At 65.6% G+C, this 21,209-nt stretch carries 17 protein-coding genes; 7 read left to right on the top strand and 10 right to left on the bottom strand.

Features of this window, described 5'->3' with window-relative positions; translation table 11 throughout:
• Positions 1–11: 11 nt before the first annotated feature.
• Positions 12–1,196, top strand: coding sequence for a PP2C family protein-serine/threonine phosphatase (locus DDZ17_RS03275; protein ID WP_241505766.1), 1,185 nt, complete (start codon positions 12–14; stop codon positions 1,194–1,196).
• A gap of 1 nt (position 1,197) precedes the next feature.
• A complete protein-coding gene (locus tag DDZ17_RS03270; protein WP_116364494.1) occupies positions 1,198–1,680 on the top strand; it encodes an STAS domain-containing protein in 483 nt (160 codons plus the stop codon).
• A gap of 61 nt (positions 1,681–1,741) precedes the next feature.
• Here the strand turns inward: DDZ17_RS03270 and DDZ17_RS03265 are convergent, their stop codons facing one another.
• The 3 genes from DDZ17_RS03265 to dusA form a co-directional block, all read right to left on the bottom strand.
• The gene (locus DDZ17_RS03265) at positions 1,742–2,194 is read right to left on the bottom strand and encodes a tellurite resistance TerB family protein (protein WP_116364493.1); all 453 of its coding nucleotides are present in this window, start codon (positions 2,192–2,194) and stop codon (positions 1,742–1,744) included.
• Positions 2,191–3,144 (bottom strand): transaldolase, encoded by a 954-nt coding sequence (gene tal, locus DDZ17_RS03260; RefSeq protein WP_116364492.1) that lies wholly within the window; start codon positions 3,142–3,144, stop codon positions 2,191–2,193. The genes DDZ17_RS03265 and tal overlap by 4 nt, the downstream gene beginning before the upstream one ends.
• 77 nt (positions 3,145–3,221) lie before the next feature.
• Complete coding sequence (dusA, locus tag DDZ17_RS03255; protein ID WP_116364491.1) at positions 3,222–4,214, bottom strand: tRNA dihydrouridine(20/20a) synthase DusA; 993 nt, start codon at positions 4,212–4,214, stop codon at positions 3,222–3,224.
• A gap of 119 nt (positions 4,215–4,333) precedes the next feature.
• Here dusA and DDZ17_RS03250 point away from each other — a divergent pair, with 119 nt between their 5' ends.
• Both DDZ17_RS03250 and DDZ17_RS03245 read left to right on the top strand, forming a co-directional pair.
• Positions 4,334–4,666 carry an antibiotic biosynthesis monooxygenase family protein gene (locus tag DDZ17_RS03250; protein WP_116364490.1) on the top strand — a complete coding sequence of 111 codons (333 nt, stop codon included), beginning with the start codon at positions 4,334–4,336 and terminating at the stop codon, positions 4,664–4,666.
• Positions 4,667–4,704: 38 nt separating this feature from the next.
• Entirely contained in the window at positions 4,705–5,757 is a 1,053-nt protein-coding gene (locus tag DDZ17_RS03245; RefSeq protein ID WP_157976417.1) for a YncE family protein, read from the top strand.
• Here the strand turns inward: DDZ17_RS03245 and DDZ17_RS03240 are convergent.
• From DDZ17_RS03240 to DDZ17_RS03210, 7 genes are all read right to left on the bottom strand, one after another.
• The gene (locus tag DDZ17_RS03240; RefSeq protein ID WP_116364488.1) at positions 5,750–6,808 is read right to left on the bottom strand and encodes an ABC transporter ATP-binding protein; all 1,059 of its coding nucleotides are present in this window, start codon (positions 6,806–6,808) and stop codon (positions 5,750–5,752) included. The genes DDZ17_RS03245 and DDZ17_RS03240 overlap by 8 nt on opposite strands.
• Positions 6,809–6,828: 20 nt before the next feature.
• Positions 6,829–8,427 (bottom strand): ABC transporter permease, encoded by a 1,599-nt coding sequence (locus DDZ17_RS03235; protein ID WP_116364487.1) that lies wholly within the window; start codon positions 8,425–8,427, stop codon positions 6,829–6,831.
• 65 nt (positions 8,428–8,492) lie between these two features.
• Positions 8,493–9,521, bottom strand: coding sequence for a Fe(3+) ABC transporter substrate-binding protein (locus tag DDZ17_RS03230; protein ID WP_116364486.1), 1,029 nt, complete (start codon positions 9,519–9,521; stop codon positions 8,493–8,495).
• 111 nt (positions 9,522–9,632) lie between these two features.
• Positions 9,633–11,588, bottom strand: a complete 1,956-nt coding sequence (locus DDZ17_RS03225; RefSeq protein ID WP_170150140.1) for a pyrroloquinoline quinone-dependent dehydrogenase — start codon at positions 11,586–11,588, stop codon at positions 9,633–9,635.
• Between the two features lie 130 nt (positions 11,589–11,718).
• Positions 11,719–12,969: a sulfotransferase family protein gene (locus tag DDZ17_RS03220; protein WP_116364484.1), complete on the bottom strand. Its 1,251-nt coding sequence runs from the start codon at positions 12,967–12,969 to the stop codon at positions 11,719–11,721.
• A gap of 13 nt (positions 12,970–12,982) precedes the next feature.
• The gene (locus DDZ17_RS03215; RefSeq protein ID WP_116364483.1) at positions 12,983–13,705 is read right to left on the bottom strand and encodes a TetR/AcrR family transcriptional regulator; all 723 of its coding nucleotides are present in this window, start codon (positions 13,703–13,705) and stop codon (positions 12,983–12,985) included.
• Positions 13,695–14,459: an SDR family NAD(P)-dependent oxidoreductase gene (locus DDZ17_RS03210; RefSeq protein WP_116364482.1), complete on the bottom strand. Its 765-nt coding sequence runs from the start codon at positions 14,457–14,459 to the stop codon at positions 13,695–13,697. The genes DDZ17_RS03215 and DDZ17_RS03210 overlap by 11 nt, the downstream gene beginning before the upstream one ends.
• A 384-nt stretch (positions 14,460–14,843) precedes the next feature.
• Between DDZ17_RS03210 and tagH the strand changes: the two genes are divergently transcribed.
• The 3 genes from tagH (at position 14,844) to DDZ17_RS03195 (ending at position 21,189) form a co-directional block, all read left to right on the top strand.
• A complete protein-coding gene (tagH, locus tag DDZ17_RS03205; protein ID WP_170150139.1) occupies positions 14,844–15,833 on the top strand; it encodes a type VI secretion system-associated FHA domain protein TagH in 990 nt (329 codons plus the stop codon).
• 71 nt (positions 15,834–15,904) lie between these two features.
• Positions 15,905–18,775 (top strand): bifunctional serine/threonine-protein kinase/formylglycine-generating enzyme family protein, encoded by a 2,871-nt coding sequence (locus DDZ17_RS03200; protein ID WP_157976416.1) that lies wholly within the window; start codon positions 15,905–15,907, stop codon positions 18,773–18,775.
• Positions 18,776–18,822: 47 nt separating this feature from the next.
• Entirely contained in the window at positions 18,823–21,189 is a 2,367-nt protein-coding gene (locus tag DDZ17_RS03195; RefSeq protein WP_116364479.1) for a ShlB/FhaC/HecB family hemolysin secretion/activation protein, read from the top strand.
• Positions 21,190–21,209: the final 20 nt, after the last annotated feature.

Raw genomic sequence — 21,209 nt, 5'->3', positions numbered from 1 at the left:
CCTGAAATGACATGATGGCCAGCAACGGTAACGTGCTAGTAATCGACGATGATCGGGGCCGCGCAGAGGGGCTCGCAGACATCGTGGAATCGGCTGGTTTTCATGTCGATGTTGTCAGCGATGTTAACAATTCGACCTACTCCCTGGCGGGCAGCTCCGACCTCGACGTGATTCTTTGCGAGATGGACATGAACGGCGTGTCCTGGGGCGAGGCGCGCCGCACCCTGCGGGAAATGGATATCCAGGTGCCCGCCATCATGCTGTCGGACCAGGCCGAGGCATCGCAGATGATGACCGCCCTGCGTCTTGGCGCCAGCGACTTTTTTGTGCGCCCGGTGGAGGATGCCGGCGCCCTGATCAAGTCCATTGAGCGCTGCGTGCGACAGCGCCAGCTGCGCCGCGAGCTGGACGAGTCGCGCAAGCGACTGGAGGCGGCCAATACCGAACTGCGCGGCACCGTGAAGGTGCTGGAGCAGGACCAGCAGGCCGGCCGCCGGGTGCAGCTGTCCATGCTGCCCGCCACCCCCCTGATTCTCGACCAGTACAGCTTCAGCCACAGCGTTATTCCCTCCCTGTTTCTCAGCGGCGACTTCACCGATTACTTCACCGTGGGCAACCGCCATGTGGTGTTTTTCATGGCGGATGTGTCGGGCCACGGTTCGTCGTCGGCCTTTGCCACGGTGCTGCTGAAAAACCTGTTTGCCCGCAAGCGCTCGGACTTCACGCGCAAGAACGACGATACCGTGCTGAATCCGGTGGCTATGTTGCACCGGGCCAACCAGGAGCTGCTGCGGCTGGATGTGGGTAAGTTCGCCACCATGGTGGTGGGCCTGCTGGACATGGAACTCAACACCCTTCGCTACAGTATTGCCGGCCACCTGCCGCAGCCGGTACTGGTGTCAGCGGAGGGCGCCCGCTATCTCGATGGCAGCGGTTCCGCCGTGGGCCTGATGGCAGAGGCCGAGTACCAGGAGCACGATGTCAGCCTGCCGGACGCCTTTACCATCGCCCTGTTTTCTGACGGTATTCTGGAAATCCTGCCCTGCCAGGATTTGATCGAAAAAGAGGCCTATCTGCTCAAGGCCTTTGACGACGTTGCGGATTCCCCGGAGGCCATGGTCGATCGCCTTGGCCTGGACCGGGTGGATGTTGCACCAGACGATATTGCGGCACTCTTCATCAGCAAGCGGAGTTGAAGTGTCTGAAGGCCGGATTCTAGCTGCCAGCCAGGATGGCGCCTATGTCGTACGCATGGAAGGCGATGTGCGGCTCAACCTGTGCACCACCATCGACGAATTCATGCAGCGCATGTTCGCCGACCCGGAGTTTGCCAGCGTGTGGGTTGACCTGTGCGATACCGAGGGTATGGACAGCACCACCCTGGGCCTGCTCGCCAAGCTGGCCCTGGAAGTGCACGAGCGCTATGGCTTTCGTCCCGCAATCTACTGCTGCAACCCGGGCATCAACCGCCTGCTGACCAGCATGGGCTTCCAGCAGCTGTTCGACTTGCACGAAGAGGTTTGCGAGCGCACCCCGAGCATTGAGGAAATCCCCCATGTGGAGGGCAGCGAGCAGGCGGTGAAAGACAAGGTGATTGAGGCCCACCGGGTGCTGATGGGCCTGTCAGAAGATAACCGCGACCGCTTCAAGGACCTGATGGCCGTGCTGGAGTGCGGCTGAGCCTTAAGCCTCAACGCAGAAGCCTTCAGCTTTCACTCAGCCCTCAGCCTTCACTTAGCCTTCAGTCCGCGTCTGCCGGCTGCGCCGCGAGCTTGGCGCGGATGTAGTCCCCGTGGGGCACGTAGGTGAGCTCCGCCACCTGCCGGATCAGCGCCTCTTCGTACTTGTCCAGATCGCCATCGGCCCAGGCCACCTGCCACATAGCCTCGATCAGCTGCTGCTTGTTGGCGGGGCTGAAGTGGTCGTTCACCAGGCGGGTGAACTCGTACAGCGAGGTCGCCTGGCTGGCCTGCTGCTCCGCCTCGGCCAGTAGAGCCTCCACCTCATCCGGTGACAACCCCAGCGCCTGCTGCAGCAGGTTGGCCATGGTGCTGCGTTCTTTGGCATCGGCGCCAAAATCGGCGCGGGCGGTTTCCACCAGCAGGGCCGCGGCCGCCAGCCGCAGGCGGTGCTGCAACTGCGCTTCGTTCTCCCTGGCGGGCGCTTCAAACAGGGCCTTGAGTGCGCGCATCATGCCTGGCTGATCACCTGTTCCAGTTTCACCTGGTCGGCGATGAAATTGCGGATGCCCTCGGCCAGTTTTTCCGTGGCCATGGCGTCCTGGTTCAGGTCCAACCGGAACGCGCTCTCGCCGGGGCTGTGGGCGGCCTGGTCGCTGCGGGCGCTGGCCGGGTCCAGGCGGCGGGGTAGCTCGCCGCTGTCTGCGGCCAGTTCTTCCAGCAGGGCGGGGCTGATGGTCAGGCGGTCGCAGCCCGCCAGGGCCTCGATTTCACCGCAGTTGCGAAAGCTCGCGCCCATGACCACTGTGGCGTAGTTGTGCTGCTTGTAGTAGTGGTAGATGCGACTCACCGACTGCACGCCCGGGTCGTCATCCGGGCTCTGGATGGCAAGCTCGGTGTTGGCCTTGTACCAGTCGAGAATGCGCCCCACAAAGGGGGAAATCAGGAACACGCCGGCGTCGGCGCAGGCGGCGGCCTGGCCAAAGCCGAACAGCAGGGTCAGGTTGCAGTTAATACCTTCCTTCTCCAGTTGTTCGGCGGCGCGAATGCCCTCCCAGGTGGCGGCGATCTTGATCAGGATGCGGCCGCGGTGGATGTCGGCGTCCTCGTACATCCCGATCAGCTTGCGAGCCCGGGCCAGGGTGGCGTCCACATCAAAGGACAGGCGGGCATCCACCTCGGTGGAAATACGCCCGGGGATGATCTCAAGAATCTCCCGGCCCACGTCAACGGCAAAGCGGTCGCAGCTGTTGGCCAGCTGCTCGCTGTCAGAGCCGCCCTGCTCGGTGGCCCAGGCGCGGGCCTGCTGCAATAGCCTGGCGTAGTGGGGCAGGCCGGCGGCCTTCAGCAGCAGGGAGGGGTTGGTGGTGGCATCCTGTGGCTGAAAGCGGCGAATTGCCTCGATATCGCCGGTGTCGGCTACCACATCGGTCATCGCTTTCAGGCGTTCGAGTTTGTTGCTCATGGGCTCTCTCTTTACAGCGTTCTTTACAGCTTTGTTACCGCTTTATTGCGGACCTTGTTGCAGGCCTGTGCCTGGCCTCAGGCGGCGGAATCGGCGGGCGTGCGCACCAGGGCATAGGCATCGCGCAGCACCTCAATGCCCGCATCGGGTTTGTAGGCGTTTTCGCTCAGGTGGCGGCGGAAGCGTCGGGCGCCCGGCACGCCCTGGTAAAGCCCGAGGATATGCCGGGTCATGTGGTTCAGCCGGGCGCCGCGGGCCAGTTGCTGCTCAACGTAGGGCAGCAGCGCTTCCACCACATCATCACGCGCACTGGCGGGTTTGTCCATGCCGAACAGCACGCTGTCCACCTCCGCCAGGCACCAGGGGTTCTGGTAGGCCTCGCGGCCCAGCATCACGCCGTCCACCTGCTCCAGGTGGCGTTGGCACTCGTCGAGGGTCTGGATGCCGCCGTTGATGACTACCGTGAGCGCCGGCATATCGCGCTTGAGCTGGTACACCCAGGGGTAATTGAGGGGCGGGATCTCGCGGTTTTCCTTGGGCGAGAGGCCCTGCAGCCAGGCCTTGCGGGCGTGCACGATGAACACCTCGCAGCCGGCATCCGCCACCGGCCCGACGAAATCCAGCATCTGCTGGTAGCTTTCCATGTCGTCGATGCCAATGCGGTGCTTGACCGTCACCGGAATGTCGCAGGCATCGCGCATGGCGCGCACGCCCTCGGCCACCAGCGCCGGGCGCGCCATCAGGCAGGCGCCGAACATGCCCGACTGCACCCGGTCCGAGGGGCAGCCGCAGTTGAGGTTGACCTCGTCATAACCCCATTCTTCAGCCCAGCGCGCGCACTGGGCCAGGTCGGCCGGGTTGGAGCCGCCCAGTTGCAGGGCCACCGGGTGTTCTTCGTCGTTGTAGTGCAAAAAGCGCTCGCGGTCGCCGTGAATCAGCGCGCCGGTGGTGACCATCTCGGTGTAAAGGCGTGCCTGTTTGCTGATCAGGCGCCAGAAAAACCGGCAGTTATGGTCACTCCAGTCCATCATGGGGGCTATGCTGAAGCGAAAGGGGCTGGTGGGTGTCATCTGCTGGTGGGTTCGGCTGCTGGGCTGGCGGTGGAGTGCGCTCGCGCGCTGTGGTTTGAAAGGCTATTGTGCCAGTAATGGCCGCGGCCTGTCCTGTTTGCCGCGGCGGGAGGCCGAGCATGCATTTTATTTTTGAGGTTCATATCAAGCCGGGCTACAGCGCCCTGCAGTACGCCGACGCCTGGTTGCGGGCGAGCCGCCTGATCCAGCAGGCGCCCGGCGCCCAGGGCACCCGCCTGCACCGCAAGATCGGCGAACCGGACGTGCTGCTGGCCATTGCCACCTGGGAGAGCAAGGCCCAGCGCGATGCCATGGAGGGTAAGCCCTCGCAGCAGGTGAAAGACATCATCGCCGCCGAGGCGCCCTTTGTGGATATTCGCGTGATCGGCGAGTTTGAAGCGCCGGAATGGGAAGTGATTCCGGGGCGCGATTGCAACAAGGCTGGGTTATGATGGTGTCACTTCGCGGCCCCCGTTGTATGAGGAATGTCATGCGTCGACTCATGGTGTTACTGCCTGGTTTATTGCTCAGCTTATTACCCGGCCTGTGCCTGCTGCCTGCGGCACAGGCAGGCACTTTGCTGGTGGCCAACAAGGCCGAGGGCTCGGTGACGCTGCTGCGCACGCCGGGCTTTGAGCGCATTGTGACCCTGCCGGTGGGAGAGGGGCCCCATGAGATTGCCCTGTCACCCGAAGGGCTGCGGGCGCTGGTGAGCAACTACGGCACCGCTGGCCGCCCCGGCAACACCCTGACCCTGATTGACCTGGCCAGCCTGCGGCCTGCGGCCACCATCGAGCTGCCACCGGGGGCCAGGCCCCACGGCATCGCCTGGGTGAAATCCGATACCGCGGTGGTGACCACCGAGGGGCTTGGCAGTGTGCTGCTGGTGGACATGAACACGCTGACGGTGCGCAAGCGTATCGAGGTGGATCAGGATGTGGCCCACATGCTGGCGGCGGCGCGCGACGGCAGTGGTGCCTGGGTGGCGAGCATGGGCTCTGGCACTGTCGCCGAGCTGGACCTTGAGAGCGAAGCCCTTGCTGGCGTGTCGGCCTCGGGTGCCGGCAGCGAGGGTATCGCGCTGGTGAACAAAGGCAGCGAGGTGTGGGTGAGCAACCGCGAAGCGGGCACCATCTCGGTTTTTTCCGTGCGCCCCTTGCACAAGCTGGCGGAGATCGAGGTGGGTGGCTTTCCCATCCGGCTGGCCGCCGACGATACGCGCGGGAGAGTGTTTGCCACCCTGGCGGCAGACGATGCCCTGGTGGTGATGGACAGCGACAGCCGCGAGGTGATTCGCCGTATCGACTTTGACATACCGGTGCCCGAGAACGCCGATTCCATCCTGGCCGGGCGCGGTGTCAGCGGTTCCATTCCGGTTGGATTGTTATTGTCTCGCGACTACGAGATGCTGTTTGTGGCGCACACCCAGGCGGATGTGATTTCGGTGCGCGAGGCGCGTGATCTCAAACAGGTGGCTGTGTTCTCTGCCGGCAGTGAGCCGGACGGCATGGCCTGGACCTGGATGGACCTACCGCTCAAATAACCGTGCTTTCTGCGGCGTCGAACACCACCACGTGCTGCAGGTTGATGCGCACCGGCAGCCGCCCGCCCAGGGCGATATCCACATGGCTCGGGGCCAGGCAGGGGGCGTGCTGGCCGTCTGGCAGTTGCAGGTCGTAGAGGTAGTGCGCGCCACGGAAGGATTTACCGCAAACCCGCAGGCTGAGCTGGCTCAGCTCGTCGTATTCAATGTCGTCTGGCCGCACCAGCAGCCGCAGCGACTCGCCGGCACGCCAGTGGCGGTGGCCCATATCGAGAAAGCCCAGGCCATCATTCAGTTCGCCGGCCTCATTCACCGTCACCGATAAAATGCTGCCCTGGCCGATAAACTCCGCCACAAACTCGCTGGCGGGGTTGTGGTAGAGGTTGTAGGGCGTATCCAGCTGGGCCACCTGGCCACTGCGCAGCAGGGCAATGCGGTCGGCCATGGCAAAGGCCTCGTGCTGGTCGTGGGTCACCAGGATGGCGGTGACGCCGTTGCGCTTGAGCAGCTCGCGCACCTCAGCCGCCAGCTGTTCGCGCAGCTCGCTGTCGAGGCTGGAGAAGGGCTCGTCCAACAACAGGATTTCCGGCGCCGGGGCCAGCGCCCGGGCCAGGGCAACGCGCTGTTGCTGGCCGCCGGACAGTTCATGGGGGAAGGCATCGGCATGATCCGCCAGTGCCACCAGCTCCAGCATCTCCTGCACCCGCGCCTGGCGCTCGCTCGCACCCAGGGCCGCCAGCCCGAAGGCGATGTTGCGGCGCACCGACAGGTGGGGGAACAGGGCAAAGTCCTGGAACACCATGCCCACCCTGCGCTGCTCGGGGGGCAGTAGGCCGCCTGGGTGGCTGATGGTGTGGCCGCGCAGCTGGATGTGCCCCTGCGACACCGGCTCGAAGCCGGCGATGGCCCGTAGCAGGGTGGTTTTGCCGCAGCCGGAGGGGCCCAGCAGGCAACCGATTTCGCCGGCCTCCAGCGACAGTGATACGCCGCTCACGGCGGTGAAGTGGCCGTAGCTGACGGCGACGTTGTCCAATGCCAGTTGGCTGCTCATGGATGCTTCGGCTCGTTGGTTCACGCTGACGGTTCGCCGCTGCCGGCGGTGCGGTTCATCAGGATAACCGGCAACAGGCCAATTACCACAATGGCCAGGGCGGGCAGGGCCGCGTCGGCAAGGCGCTCGTCGGAGGCCAGCTCGTGGGCGCGCACTGCCAGCGTGTTGAAGTTGAAGGGGCGCAGGATCAGGGTGGTGGGCAGTTCTTTCAGTACGTCCACAAACACCAGCAGCAGGGCGGTGGCCAGGGAGCCGCGCAGCATGGGCAGGTGTACCCGGCGCAGCACCGCCATGGGCTTCAGGCCCAGGGAGCGGGCCGATTCGTCGATGCTGGGGCGGATGCGCGCCAGCCCGGACTCCACACTCTGCAGCGACACCGACAGAAAGCGCACCACATAGGCAAACACCAGCGCGGTGACGGTGCCGGAGAGCAGCAGGCCGGTGGAGTAGTCGAAGTGGGAGCGCATGAAGCCGTCGATGCGGTTATCCAGCCAGGCGAAGGGAATGAGCACGCCCACGGCAATCACCGTGCCCGGCACCGCATAGCCCATGGCGGCAATGCGCGTTGACTGCTGCTCCAGCTGCCCGGGGTGCAGGCGCTTGCCGTAGCCCAGCAGCAGGGCAATCAGCAGGCAGGCCACGGCGGCCATGGCGGCCAGGCTGAAGCTGGAGCGAATCAGCTGCCAGAACAGGGCAAGGTCGGTATCGGCCCAGCGCTCGATGGCCCAGCTGGCCAGTTGCAGGGCCGGCAGCACAAAGCCCGCGGTGAGAATCAGGCCCGCCACCGCGCAGGCCAGCAGGGCGCGCCAGCTGCGCAGTTGAATGCGCCGGGGTTGCTGGCGGGCGGAGTTGTGGTGAAAGCGCAGGCGCCGGCGCGACAGGTGCTCCAGCAGAAACAGACTGAACACAAACAGCAGCAGGAAGGCGGCGAGCTGGGCGGCGGTCTGTAGTTCTCCCAGGCCGTACCAGGTGCGGAAGATACCCGTGGTAAAAGCGTTCACGCCGAAGTAGGCCACGGTGCCGTAATCCGCCAGGGTTTCCATCAGGGCAAGGCTCATGCCGGCCACCAGCGCCGGGCGCGCCATGGGCAGGGCTACCTGGAACAGAGTTTGCCAGGGGCCTTTGCCCAGGCTGCGGCTGGCTTCGAGCACGGCGGTGCTCTGCTCGCGAAACGCCACCCGCACCAGCAGGTACACATAGGGGTAGAGCACCAGCGACAGCATGCACACGGCGCCGCCCAGGGAGCGGATGGCGGGAAAGTAGTAGTCGCCGTAGCCCCAGCCGAAGGCCGCGCGCAGGGCGCTCTGCACCGGGCCTGCGTAATCCAGCATGCCGGTGTAGGTGTAGGCAATGATGTAGGCGGGAATCGCCATCGGCAGCAGCAGGGCCCAGTTGAAAAAGCGCCGCCCGGGAAAGTCGCACATGGCGGTGAGCCAGGCGCCGGTGACGCCCAGCACCAGGGTGCCGGTGCCCACGCCGAGCATCAGCAGCAGCGAGTTGACCACATAGTCCTGCAGCACGGTTTGCAGCAGGTGTTCCCACACCGGGCTGAAGCCGCCGAACAGGCTGGCGACAATCACCAGCACCGGCACCGCGATGATGGCGGTGGCCAGCAACATGCAAACGCGCCAGCCGGAGCTGGCGCGTCGGTGGTGACTGACAGTGAGGGGGGTTGCGGGGGTGCCTATTTCCAATTGGCCCGATCCATGATCATGACTGCCTGGGCATTCAAGCGCCCGAGCTCGGTCACGTCAACTGAATCGGCCTTGAATTCGCCCCAGGCGCGCAGGCGCTCGCTGGGCTCGATGTCTTCGCGCACCGGGTATTCGTTGTTGGTTTCGGCGTACCAGTGCTGGGCTTCCTCGCCGGCCAGGAACTCGATCAGGGCCTTGGCCTGCTCGACGTTGGTGGCGGCCTTGGTGATGCCGGCGCCGCTCACGTTGATGTGCGTGCCGCGGCCGTCCTGGTTGGGGAAGAACAGGGCGACTTTTTCCGCCGCGGCCTGTTCTTCGCCGCCGGCCTGCAGCATGGCGCCGTAGTAGTAGCTGTTGACCAGGGCCAGGTCGCACTGGCCGGCACCCACGGCCTTGATCTGGTCGCGGTCGCCGCCCTGGGGCGGGCGGGCAAAGTTGACGACAAGGCCCTGTGCCCAGTCGGCGGCGGCATCGGCGCCCTCGGTGGCGATCATGCCGGCCATCAGCGATTGGTTATAGATGTTGCTGGAGGAGCGCACGCACAAGCGGTTGCGCCATTTCGGGTCGGTGAGGTCCTCGTAACTGCCAAGCTGCGCCGGGTCGATACGGTCGCGTGCGTAGGCGATCACCCGGGCGCGTACCGACAGGCCGTACCAGTAGTCCTGGCTGTCGCGCAGGTGGGCGGGCACCACTTTTTTCAGGAAGTCCGAGTGCAGCGGTTGCAGCACGCCGGCTTCCCGCGCCCGGTACAGGCGGCCTGCATCCACGGTCAGCAGTATGTCCGCCGGGCTGTTGCGGCCTTCGCTGCGCAGGCGGGTGAGCAGGGCGTCACCGCCGCCGGTAATCAGGTTGACCTTGATGCCGCTCTCTTCGGTAAAGCGGTCGAGAATCGGCTTGATCAGCGCTTCCTGGCGGGCGGAATAGACGTTCACAACGTCTGCCGCCAGGCTGGCGGGGGCAATCAGGGTGGCGGCGACAAAGGCCGCCGCGCGGCACAGAACCGAACGGGAAAAACGCATGGGGACCTCGCGGTTGATTGTAGGTGCCTGCAAATGCAAGCAATTCTCATTTAGTAGAACACAGTCCGACCGCCGATACTACCTCAAGTTCCGCGCCTGAAGTTCCGCGCCTTAGTCCGCCAGCGCGTAGGCCACCAGGGCATCGCCGGTTTTGGAACCCATCATTTCAAACAGCCCCTTGCCGCCGGCGGCGATCACCACAAACTGCTTGCTATCCGGGCGCAGGCGGTAGGTCATGGGCATGGCGTGGCCGGAGTAGGGAAGGCCGGTGCTCCAGAGTTCTTCGCCGGTACTGGCGTTGAAGGCGCGGAACTGGGTGTCCATGGTGGCGGCGATAAACACCAGGCCGCCGGCGGTTTGCAGGTTGCCGCCCAGGGCCATGCCGCCCCAGGGGAAGAACTGCCCCAGCGGCGCCAGGTTTTCCAGGGTGCCAAAGGGCGCCTGCCACAGGTGCTCGCCGGTGTTCAGATCCACCGCCGCCAGGTAGCTCCAGGGGGGCTCGATGCAGGGCGCGCCCAGGGGCGAGCCGAACAGGGTAGGCTGCATGGCGTAGGGCGCGCCTTCCATGTTGTAGGCATAGTGCTGACCCGGCTCGCGCTCCACCATTTTCAGCATGAAGGGAAAACGGTGAAAGCTCACCACGGCGCGGTTGTTCACCGGGTCGATGGACACACCGCCCCAGTTGACCCCGCCCACAAAGCCGGGAAACTGCAGGCTGCCCTCCAGCGAGGGCGGGGTGAATACGCCTTCGTAGCGCAGCTTGGCGAACTGTTCGCGGCAGGCTTTTTCATCGTAGAAGCTGAGCAGACCCCAGAGGTCATCCTCGGTGAGGTCGGGTAGCAACGGCGCCGGCTTGGTGGGGAAGGGCTGGGTGGGCGACGACACCTCTCCGGGCACATCGGTCTGGGCCACCGGGCGTTCTTCCACCGGGAACAGGGGTTCGCCGGTTTCACCGTTGAGCAGGAAGATAAAGCCGGTCTTGGTGGCCACCATTACCCCCGGCACCGGGCCGGCCTCGGTCTGCTGGGTGAAGGGCACCGGCTGGGCTGCCAGGTCGTAGTCCCAGAGGTCGTGGTGCACGGTCTGGAAGTGCCATTTCACCGCGCCGGTGGCGGCGTCCAGTGCCACCAGTGACGAGCCGTAGTAATCCAGGTCCTTGCGCACCTGGCCGCCGTAGAAGTCGTTGGCCGGGTTGCCCATGGGCACATAGACAATGCCCCGCTCGCTGTCGCCGCTGATAAGCGACCAGGCGTTGGGGGTGGAGGGGGTAAACGCCGCGCCGTTTTTGACATCCTCGGCGGTGACCGGCGTCATCGACGGCGGCACCGGGTCAAAGGCCCAGCGCAACTCGCCGCTGCGGGCATCAAAGCCACGCACTACACCCGGGGCTTCCTTGCTGCTGCGGTTGTCGATCACCAGGGCGCCGGTGACCAGTACATCGCCAATGGCCAGGGGCGGGGAGGTGGGGTATACGCCGCTCTGGCGAAAGTCCTCCATGCCCACCATCAGGTCGATGGCGCCGGCGCTGCCGAAGTCCGCGCAGGCGCGGCCGGTGTCGGCATCCACGCCCACCATGCGCCCGTCCACGGTGGACATGAAAATACGCCGGGCGCAATCTGCCCCGGGGGCTGCCTGGGTATCCTCCCAGTAAGTGACGCCGCGGCAAATGTGCGACTGCACGCCGGTGGAGTCGATCTCGGCGTCGTAGACCCAGCGCTCTTCGCCGGTTTCCGGGTCCAGCGCGAAGATGCGGTTGTAGGGCGTGCAGTAATAGAGTGTGTCGTTCACCACCAGGGGCGAGGCTTCAAAGGCCGTCACCTTGCCGCTGCCATCGCTGGCGCGGGCGAAATCGCCAGAGTGGTGCGTCCAGGCGACCTCCAGCCGGTCGACGTTCTGCGGCGTGACCTGGTCCAGGGCGGAATACTGGCCACGGCCAATAGTGCCGCCCACCACCGGCCAGTCGGCGGTGGGGCCGCTGTAGTTGATGGGGGTGTGCTCGCTGCAGGCGCTGAGCAGGCAGAGGCCGCCCAGCAAAGCGGCAAGTGATGGAAGCGTGATGTAGCGCATGGGCCGGCCCTGTGGTTTCGTTGCGGCGGGCATTGTCTTGGCCGCCTCACTGGAAGACAAGTTTGCCCGCCCTGGCAGCGCCCGATGTGGCGCCGGGGCTCAATTAGGTGAACCCCGGTAGCGGCCCAGCCTAGACTTCTGCTTTCACCGGAAACTGCTCAAAGTAAAACCCAAAGCGCTCGCGCAGGGCGGCGGGGTCCACGCCAAAGTCCTCCTTCAGGCGATAGATCACCCGGCCTTCCTTGCCCCGGGGGTGGTCCACCAGAAAGGCCTGCATCTGTTCGCGCGCCTTGGCGTCGAGGGGGGTGCCGGCTTTGTCGTAGATGCGCTCCACCATGGCCATGTCGTCGGCCATAAAGGCGTGAAAGGGCACGTCGATGGTCTGGGCCTCGGGCAGCGCGGGGCGGTCTCGCACGCAGGCCCTGAGCAGGTGTTCCACCCGGTCGCTCCAGTAATTCACCAGCGCCGGCAGGTCGATGCGCTTGCGGTTCATGCGCTGGCCGTAGGCGACCATGGTTACCGCCGACTGGATGACGGCCACCGGGTCGCGGTGGGTCACCACGATGGTGGCATCGGGGAAAGTCTCGTGCAGCACGGGCAGTTGTTCCAGGTGCTGGGGGCATTTCAGCACCCAGCGGTGGGGGCCGCGGCGCCACTGCAGCAGCTTGAGCACGTCGCGCATGTAGGCATAGTGGGGGCGCTGGTCGCTGGCGTAGTAGTGGTCGCGCCAGCGTGGGCTGGGGCTGAGCCACTCGAAGTTGTAGGAGGCAAAGTCCGGTCCCATGAGTTCCAGTTCTTCATGGATGTGGTCGGGGTTCATCGGGTGCATGGCAGCCAGCAGCGGCGTGGTCTGCTGCATGCCCTGCCACTGGGCCTCGCAGCGCTGGTAGCGCGGGTCGCTGGCATCGTCGCTGGCGTGTTCGCCGGGCAGTGGCAGGGGCTCGTAGGATTCCCACAGCGGCAAAGAGCGCAGGCGGGTATCCGCCGCCAGCAGGTTCAGCAGGTGGGTGGTGCCAGAGCGCGGCAGGCCGGCCACGATAATGGGGCGGCTGATGGGGTTTTCCAGCGCCTGGGGGTGGCGGCGCCAGAAGTCCTGAATCAGCAGGCGGTTGCTGGCGTAGCGCACCAGGTAGCCAAACAGGTTGGCGCGTTGCAGGGCGGTCATGTCGCTGTCGCTGCCCCATTCATCCAGCAGCAGGTTCAGGCGCTCGCGAAAATCATCGGGGCCAAAGTCGGCAAGCCCGGTGCGCTCCCTGGCCGCCGCCAGCACGGCGGCTTCTGAAAAGTCCACCTGGACGGCTTCGCCGTAGGCAACGGCGGCTTGCTGGGCGGCGCTCAGTTGCGGCGCGGCGAGGTCGGTGATGTGTATGTCCTGGCTCATGGGCTTGGTCCGGTTATTGGGGCGGTGGCGCCACGCTGTCGAGGCGGGCGGCGGTGGGTGCCGAAGGCGCGCTGGCTAGCAGCGCGCAGATGGCGTCGATCAGGCTGTGGGTAAACAGCGTGTTGTCGTGGCGCGCGTCGTGCTCGCTGCCGGCGAGGGATTCATGTACCCGCGAATGATCCGCCAGGCCATGGAACAGCAGGCTGGAGGCAAGCTGCAGGCGCTGGGCGCGAATGGGGGCGGGTATGTGGGCCAGGGTGGCCTGCAGGGCCCGCGCCAGGCGGTCGGCGCCCTCGGCGCGCAGGGCGATGCGATCCGGGCGCAGCATGGCCAGGGTGTGGGTGGGCGTCAGCTCGGCATTCACGCGAATGAAGTCGCGGCCGCCGTCCGGGTCTTCCAGCTTGGCCGCCACCGGCTCTACCCAGGCCCGTACCACCGCCTCCAGCGACAGGGCCTGCTCCTGTTCCAGCGCATCCAGCAGGCGGTTACGCCGGCTGGCGATGCCCGGCACGTGCTTGTCGACAATCGCCTGCAGCAGGCCTTCCTTGCTGCCGAAGTGGTACTGGCAGGCGTTGGAGTTGCGCTGTTTGGAGGCGCGGTTGATTTCGCTGAGCGAAACGCCTTGAACGCCGCGCTCGGCGAACAGGCGCTCCGCCACGGCCACCAGGCGCGCGCGGGTCGCGGCGCTGCGGCTGCCCTGGCGTGGCTGGGTGCCGGCTGTCGGTTCAGCCGGCAATGGAGAAGCCCCCGTCCACCGGCAGGGTCTGGCCGGTAATGTAGGCGGCGGCGCTGCTGCTGAGGAAGAGCACCGGGCCGGCAATGTCCAGCGGCTGGCCGAAGCGGCCCAGGGGGGTGCGCGCCAACGACGGGGCGGTGGCTTGTTCGTGGGCCAGAAACCCGGCGGTCATGTTGCTGTGGATCAGCCCCGCCGCCACGGCGTTGACGCGGATGCTGTCCCGCGCCCAGTGCATGGACAGGGTTTTGGTCAGTTGCACCAAACCGGCCTTGGCGGCGCCGTAGCCCGGCACCACCTCCACGCCAAAATAGGATGTCATGGAAGCCAGACCGATTACCGCTGCGCCCCCCGGCAGGGTGCTGGCGGCGAGCTTGCCATGGCAGGCCCGGGCCAGGCGGTAGGCACTCAGCAGGTTGACCTGGATGGACTTCTCGAACACCTCGGGTGCGTATTCGTCCTCCTGCATGAAATTGCCGCCGGCGTTGTTGACCAGGATGTCCAGCGCCGGCAGGGCTGCTGCCACCGCGTCGATGCTGCTGTTGTCGGTGAGTTGCAGCGGCAGGTAGTGATAGCCGCTGAGGTCCTGCTCGTAGTCGCTGGCGCTGGGGCGGGTGCCGGTGATGGTGACCTCGGCGCCGGCCGCCAGATAGGCCGCCGCAATACCGGCGCCAATGCCGTTGCTGCCGCCGGTCACCAGTACCCTGGCGCCGCGATAGTCGTAGCGGCAGTCTGGCCAGTGCTTGCTTGGGGTCATGATGGCGAATCCTCCGGTTGTGGTGGTGTGGTGCCCGAGTGGTACGGTCGATGCGCAAACGGGGCGCATTGGTCATTTTTAATGAGGTCGTATTAAAAAGTAAAGCGGCGGTATTTCGCAAGCCCTCGTTTGCCTGGCGCCCTGCCGGGAGCGGGCAGGGGAAGGCGCAGGTAAATGTGCAAGCCAGTGCAGTACAAGCGGCCTGTTATTCCATTTTGAACTATAAAAACCGTGCGGAATCAATGTCCTGAAAGCCCGATGCCCGCTGTTATCTTCACGGGTGCTGGGTTAGTATCGGAGCCCACGGGGACACATCAAAAGGCGCCTTCTGTTGCTACAACCAAAGAGGGGCCGGCAAGGAATATGCAGCTAAGTATAAAAATCGTGCGGGCACCCGCGGGGTGTCACCAGATGGTGGGGGAGCGGTTCAGCTTTGTGGACAGGGGGCTGACCTTCGGCCGCGCCCAGTCCAATGACGTGGTACTTCCCGACCCCCTCAGTTTTGTATCGTCGCGCCACGGCCTGGTGGAGTTCAGCGGCGGCCGCTTCACGGTGTACGACCAGAGCACCAACGGCCTGTACCTCGATGGCGATGTGGCCCCCCTCGGGGTGGGCAATGCCGCCGAGCTGGGCGCGGTGACCGAGCTGCGGGTGGGTGAGTACCTGCTGCTGTTCGAAGTGTCGCAAGGGGGCGAGGCCAGTTCAGAGCCGGCGGCGCCCAAGCCCGAGGCAGACGTGATTCCCCTGGAACAGAACCACCACACCGCAGTGGCGGACGATGACATGGCGGTGGAGCTGGCGCTGCGCCTTGGCCTGCACGGCATGAGCGAGTCGCGCCTGCATAGCCTGCCCGACGAGGTGACCGCGCTGCTGCGCACCTGCATCGGCAATGTGATGGAGGTGCTGTCGGCCCGGCGCCAGGTGAAGCAGCAGCTCAAGATGGATAACACCGTTATCCAGCGTTCAGACAACAACGCGCTCAAGGTGTCCGCCACCGCGGACGATGCCATTGAGCGCATGTTCGCCAAATCCGGCGATGCCTACATGCCGCCGGAACAGGCGCTGGTAGAGGCCTTCCACGACATTGGCGATCACCAGGTGGCGATGATGGCTGCCACCTTGCAGGTTTACCAGCAGGTGGTGGCGCGCTTCGAGCCCAGTGCGGTTGAAGCGCGGCTGCCGTCGGCAAAAAAGGGGGCGGGGAAGCTGTTCTCCGGCAAGGGCAAACTCTGGGAAGACTACACCAACCTCTACGGTGCCATTGCCGCCAACGGGGCGGACAGCGTGCACGAGGCCTTCCTGAGGGAGTTTTCAGCAGCCTATAGCGAAAACCTCCGCAAGCTGAAAAAAGAACGCCAAAAACATGCTTCCTAGGGCCTGACAGGGCGAGCTGCCGGCACTGTTGCCGCGGCCGCGCTGTTGTATTGAGGTGAGTGCGCACCTTTATGCCAACAAAACACTCTGACCACCCATCGCCCGCCGACCCCACCGGGGATAGCGGCGATACGGACGACAAGACCCGCATCATGCCAGCGGACGATGGGGCGGCGCCGGCCGGCACCGACCCCACCCGGCGCATGCCGCCGGCGGACGATGCAACCCGCGTGCAACTGGGCGAAGGTGACGACCGCACCATGGTGGCCAGCGATGTTACCCAGGTTATCGTGCCCGTAGCGGGGGAGAAGACCGCCTCCGACGCCACCGTGCTGCAGAGCGGCGAGACCGTCATGGTCAGCGTCAGCGAGCTGGACGCCATCCGCCAGCAGTCCTCCGGTGAGCCCACCCACCTCAAGGCCTCCAGCGAGCTGCTGGATGTGAAGGCCATTCGCGCCCGGGGCGAGACGGTTATCAAGGACCGCTTCGTGCTCAAGCAGCTGCTGGGCGTTGGCGGCATGGGCTCTGTGTACAAGGCGCAGGATTTGCGCAAGGTCGAGGCTCGCGACCGCGACCCGTGGGTGGCGGTGAAGCTGCTGAACGAGGACTTCCGCGAGCACCCCGACGCCTTCGTGTCGCTGCAGCGCGAAGCGCGCAAATCCCAGACCCTGGCGCACCCGAATATCGTGCAGGTGTTCGACTTTGACCGCGACGGCGACTCGGTCTTCATGACCATGGAGCTGCTGCAGGGCCACCCCTTCACCGAGTACATCGAGAACCACCCCGGCGGCATCCCCCTTGACGATGTGATGCGCTACACCCGGGAGATGGGCGCGGCCCTGTCGCACGCCCACGCCAACCGCATCATTCACGCGGACTTCAAACCCGGCAACGTGTTCCTGACCGGCAAGGACAGGGTCAAGGTGCTGGACTTCGGGATTGCCCGGGCGGTCACCCATGCCGAAACCGACATCTCCGAAGACGACAAAACCATCTTCGACCCGGGCTCCCTGGGCGCACTGACGCCGGCCTACGCCAGCCTGGAAATGCTGGCCGGCATGGAACCGGAGGCCCGCGACGATCTTTACGCCCTTGGCTGCATTGCCTACCAGTTGCTGACCGGCAAGCATCCCTACAACAAAATGCCGGCCCACGAGGTCAAGAACAAGGGCCTGGTGCCGGTGCGCCCGGCCAAGCTGCCGCTGCGCAAATGGCGGGCGCTCAAGCGCGCCATTGCCCTGCACCGGGAAGACCGCTTCGACAGCGTTGATGACTTTCTCGACCGCTTTGCCCCGGTGGCCCACCCCTGGGCCTGGGGCTTTGCCGCCACCGCCGCCATCGCCGTGGTGATTGGCGGCATTGGCGTGTGGCAGGGGCTGGATTCCAAACTCGGGGAAGAGGCGCGCAAGGCCGAAATCCAGGCTCGCGAGGCCCAGCTGTCGGCGCGCTCCAGGGCGCTGGAAGCCGCCAAGGGTGTTCAGGCCCAGCTCGATGGCAACTTCCGCAGCCTGCAGGCCCGGGTGGAGGAAATGAAAAACGCCCTGGACCAGCGGCGTTTTGCCTTTGACGGCTCTGAAGCCTGGCAGCAACAGACCGACCGCCAGCAGGCCTCGCTGGCCGCCATTTACAGCACCGAGCCCTGGCAGCCGCTGCTGCAAACCCAGGCGATAACCGACCCCGCCATTGTGGACACCATGCGCGAGGCCGAGCAGGCCCGGCGCGACAAGGCCGCCGTCAACCTGCAGAGCTGGCTGGATAACTACCAGCACCAGGTGGCCGACAGCTACCTTGAGTTTGCCCGCAGGGAGTATGAACAGGAGCGCTTCGTCAGCGCCCGTTCCAGCATCAGCCAGGCCGAGGCGCTCTACGCCCAGGCGCCGCGCCTGCGCGACACCCGCCAGGGCCTGGAAGACGCCGAGGCAGCCTACCGCGCTGCCAACGCCGCCCTGGCCCGGGAAGCGGCCGAGGCCGAGCGCGCCCGCCGCCTGGCGGCGCTGGAGCTGGAGCTGGTGAGCGCCGACGAGGCGATCAGTGCCGACCTCGGCAAGTGCGCCAACACCCTGGACCGCACCGGCCGCGGTGGCACCTTCAGTTACGACATACCGGCCTTGGCAGCGCTGCTGCAAAGCCAGCGCCAGCGCTTTGGGGCAGACTTCCCCGAGCGGGTAGCCAGCCTGCAGCAAGGCTATGTGGACAGGCTCGGCGAGTGCATCCAGCTGTATGGCTTTTCCGACCCTGCCGCGGCCAGAACCGTGCTGGCGCAGGCCGGGCAGGCCTTCCCGGCCCACGCCGCGCGCCTGGCCACCCTGCCGATTACGCCCTGGAACAACTGCAAGGATTCCTTCGCCGGCCGGGGCGAGCGCTACACCTGCCAGGACCGCCTGTTCGGCTCCGACCTCAAGGGGCCGGTGCTGGTAATGGTGCCGGGGGCCCAGGCGGCGGGTGCCTATGCCATTGGCAAATACGAAATCACCGTTGGCGAATTCAACCAGTACTGCGAAAGCACTGGCGCTTGCAGCCCCTCCGGGGCCGACCCGCTGCTGCCGGTCACCGGCCGGCCGGTGAGCGAGCTGGAGGGTTATCTGAACTGGCTGAGCGAATCCACCGGCTTCCATTACCAGCTGCCGGACATAGAGCAGTGGCGCCGCGCCGCCACCAGCGAACAGGCCGAGCTGGACACCGGCCGCAACTGCTATCTGGATTCCCGCGGCATCGTCAAGGGCCGGGTGCTGCTGCCCGCCGATACCGGCCGCAGTAACGCCTGGGGTCTGGTGAACTACGTGGGCAACGCGCGCGAACTGGTGCGCGACGCCGGTGGCGTGCGCGCTGTGGGCGGCTCGCGGCTTGACCCGATGGATGACTGTACGCTGGCCACCGTGGCCGATGCCGGCCCCGAAGGTGACGAAGTGACCGGCCTGCGCGTTGTGAGAACGCTGCAATAAATGAACGCCAAGCCCCTTGTGAACGCCCTTTGTTACCAGGCTGAACCATGAGCAAACACCGTATACAGCAAGGACGCTGTAAGCCGGGTAGCACAACCCGGGCGCTGGCCGCCGCGCTTGCCCTGGCATGGTTGCCCGCCGGCGCCGCGGCGTCGCAGCCGTTTCTGGCGAGCCAGACGGAATGGCTGGGCGAGCGAATACCGCTGGAGGTGTTTACAGACCAGGCGGCCGCTGAACAGGCCGATGCCGTCAACGCACTGCTGGAAGCCGCCCACAGCGACGCCCAGGCCCTGCAGGGCATCGAGCGCCGCTTCAGCGAAGCCGACCTGGCGCCGCTGGCGGAGTATCTGTACCTGTTGTTCCCCGAGCTGGATATTGGCGCGCCGGTATCGCTGCGCGCCGTGCAGCTCAACAGCGCCCAGCTCGACCAGCTGTTCAACCTGTACTTCAACCTGCTGGACGATGAACTGCCGGCCACCGGCGCCGCCGATGACTACCTGAACAGCATCGGTTTCAGCTTGGGCCATTACCTGGCCCGGCGCTTTACCGAGCGCGCGCGGGAGACTGGCGAATGCCTGTCGGCAAGCGCCCGGGGCGAGCACCAGGCCCTGCCCGCGGCGGTGGTGATTGATGTGGTGGAAGACCCGGACTCCTGCTCGCTGGAGGCCAGCGCCCAGACCGTGTGGGTCAACCACCTGCGCCTTACGGGCAGCGGCGACAGTGACACCAGCGCCGCCAGCACCCTTGACACCAGCACCCTCGACACCACAGGCCAGGACGCCCTGCTGGAAGAGCGCCGCCGCAAGGCCATGGGCTTTGCGCCAGGCAGCGCCACCGGCATCCCGGCCATTGATCTGCTGAGCGTGGTGGACGCCCTTGGCACCCTGTACACCGACAGCGTGGGCGGCAGCCAGTTGGCGCCGGATATGCAGCTGCCGCTGATGGCGCAGCTGGACCGGGTGCGCCGCCCCCTCGGGGTGAATTTTGAAGAGCTCAAGCAGGTGGCCGATGACCTGCAGGCCTGGTATCGCCAGCAGGGTTTCTTTCTGGCCAACGTGTATGTGCCGCAGCAAGAGTTTCGCCGCGCCACCGGCGAGGTGGAATTGAAAGTATCCTTCGGTGTGCTCGGTGATGTGGTGCTGCGCAACGTGGAGGATCTCTACTACTCGCCGGATGTCATCCTCAACCCCTTCCGCGCCTACATCGGCCAGGAGGTCACCCGGGATATCTACGCCGCCTATTTCAGCGTGAACGACCTGCCGGGGGTGACCATTGAGTCCGGCCTCTTTGAGCCCGGGGAGAGGGCGGGGGAAACCCGCCTGGTGCTGGATGTGCGCGAGCGGCGCTTCCAGTTCAGCTTGGTGGCGGATAACTACGGCTCGGAGTTTACCGGTGAGCAGCGCTACCTGGCGCTGGCCGACTGGCTCGGCCCCCTGGGGCTGGGTGATGAGCTGAACCTGGGGGTGCTGCAATCCACCGAGCCGTCCAACTCCACCTATGGCTTCGTCAACTACCGGGTACCGCTGTTTGGCACCCGCCACGAACTCACCGCCGCCTGGAACAGCCACAATTACGAATCCATCGACGCCCGCACCGGCACCCGGGTGCTTATCGTGGGGGATGTGACCAGCGCCTTTGCCGGTTACAACTACAAGTGGCTGCGCAGCCGCGAGGTCAACATGGAGGTGGGGCTGCAGGGCTACCAGAAGCGCTCGGAACTGGGCGTGTCTCTGCCGCTGGATGGCAACGTCACCGTGAGCGAGCAGACCGTAGAGGTGCAGGGCGCCGAGCTGCTCGCCAGCGGCGACTTCCTGCAGCGCCAGCTGCGCGCGATCACCGGCTGGCAGGCCTCGCTGCTGTACGGCGAACGGGAGGAGCCCTTCGATTTGCGCCTTGGCGGCAACTACACCCGCCTGCTGCTGAACAGCGACACCTCTATGTTGATGCCCTTGGGTATCAACGCCAACCGCAGCCACCTGGGCCTGCGCCTGACCGGCACCTACAGTGAGGATGTGCTGCCATCCTTTGAGCAAACACCCCTTGGCGGCCCCTACGGCGTGCGCGCCTACGATACCGCCGACTTCACCGCCGATTCACTGGCCTACGCCAGCCTGCAGTGGCAGGTGGATATTGCCGCCGCCTGGCTGGGGCTGGACGGCGGCAGGCATTCGCTCAAATTTGGCCCCTTTGTGGAAGGGGGCTACGGCGAGGCCAACGGGGTGGGCAATGCCGACGCCAGCAGCGCCACCCTGTGGGGTTACGGCCTGGCGCTGGATTACAGCTGGCGCAACCGGCTGAGCGTGGAAACCAGCCTGGCCTTCGCCGGAGGCGAACAGACCAGCGACGACTTTTCTGGCGAGCTGTCCGACGATGATTACCGCTTCCTGTTTACGCTGCGCTACGCCGTGTTCTGAGCGCCGGGGCCAACGATGAA

Origin of the sequence: Parahaliea mediterranea (genome assembly GCF_003402235.1) — a bacterium.
Classification (GTDB): domain Bacteria; phylum Pseudomonadota; class Gammaproteobacteria; order Pseudomonadales; family Halieaceae; genus Parahaliea; species Parahaliea mediterranea.
Note: the sequence above shows the minus strand (reverse complement) of the source record. Positions and strands in the feature narration are given on the sequence as shown.

Coding starts and splice junctions, on each gene's coding strand:
- DDZ17_RS03265 (WP_116364493.1), bottom strand. CDS start 2,194: ATGATGCGCGCACTCAAGGCCCTGTTTGAAGCGCCCGCCAGGGAGAAC.
- DDZ17_RS03210 (WP_116364482.1), bottom strand. CDS start 14,459: ATGACCCCAAGCAAGCACTGGCCAGACTGCCGCTACGACTATCGCGGC.
- DDZ17_RS03220 (WP_116364484.1), bottom strand. CDS start 12,969: ATGAGCCAGGACATACACATCACCGACCTCGCCGCGCCGCAACTGAGC.
- tal (WP_116364492.1), bottom strand. CDS start 3,144: ATGAGCAACAAACTCGAACGCCTGAAAGCGATGACCGATGTGGTAGCC.
- DDZ17_RS03245 (WP_157976417.1), top strand. CDS start 4,705: ATGCGTCGACTCATGGTGTTACTGCCTGGTTTATTGCTCAGCTTATTA.
- DDZ17_RS03225 (WP_170150140.1), bottom strand. CDS start 11,588: ATGCGCTACATCACGCTTCCATCACTTGCCGCTTTGCTGGGCGGCCTC.
- DDZ17_RS03235 (WP_116364487.1), bottom strand. CDS start 8,427: ATGTTGCTGGCCACCGCCATCATCGCGGTGCCGGTGCTGGTGATTGTC.
- dusA (WP_116364491.1), bottom strand. CDS start 4,214: ATGACACCCACCAGCCCCTTTCGCTTCAGCATAGCCCCCATGATGGAC.
- DDZ17_RS03195 (WP_116364479.1), top strand. CDS start 18,823: ATGAGCAAACACCGTATACAGCAAGGACGCTGTAAGCCGGGTAGCACA.
- DDZ17_RS03275 (WP_241505766.1), top strand. CDS start 12: ATGATGGCCAGCAACGGTAACGTGCTAGTAATCGACGATGATCGGGGC.
- DDZ17_RS03230 (WP_116364486.1), bottom strand. CDS start 9,521: ATGCGTTTTTCCCGTTCGGTTCTGTGCCGCGCGGCGGCCTTTGTCGCC.
- DDZ17_RS03250 (WP_116364490.1), top strand. CDS start 4,334: ATGCATTTTATTTTTGAGGTTCATATCAAGCCGGGCTACAGCGCCCTG.
- DDZ17_RS03200 (WP_157976416.1), top strand. CDS start 15,905: ATGCCAACAAAACACTCTGACCACCCATCGCCCGCCGACCCCACCGGG.
- DDZ17_RS03240 (WP_116364488.1), bottom strand. CDS start 6,808: ATGAGCAGCCAACTGGCATTGGACAACGTCGCCGTCAGCTACGGCCAC.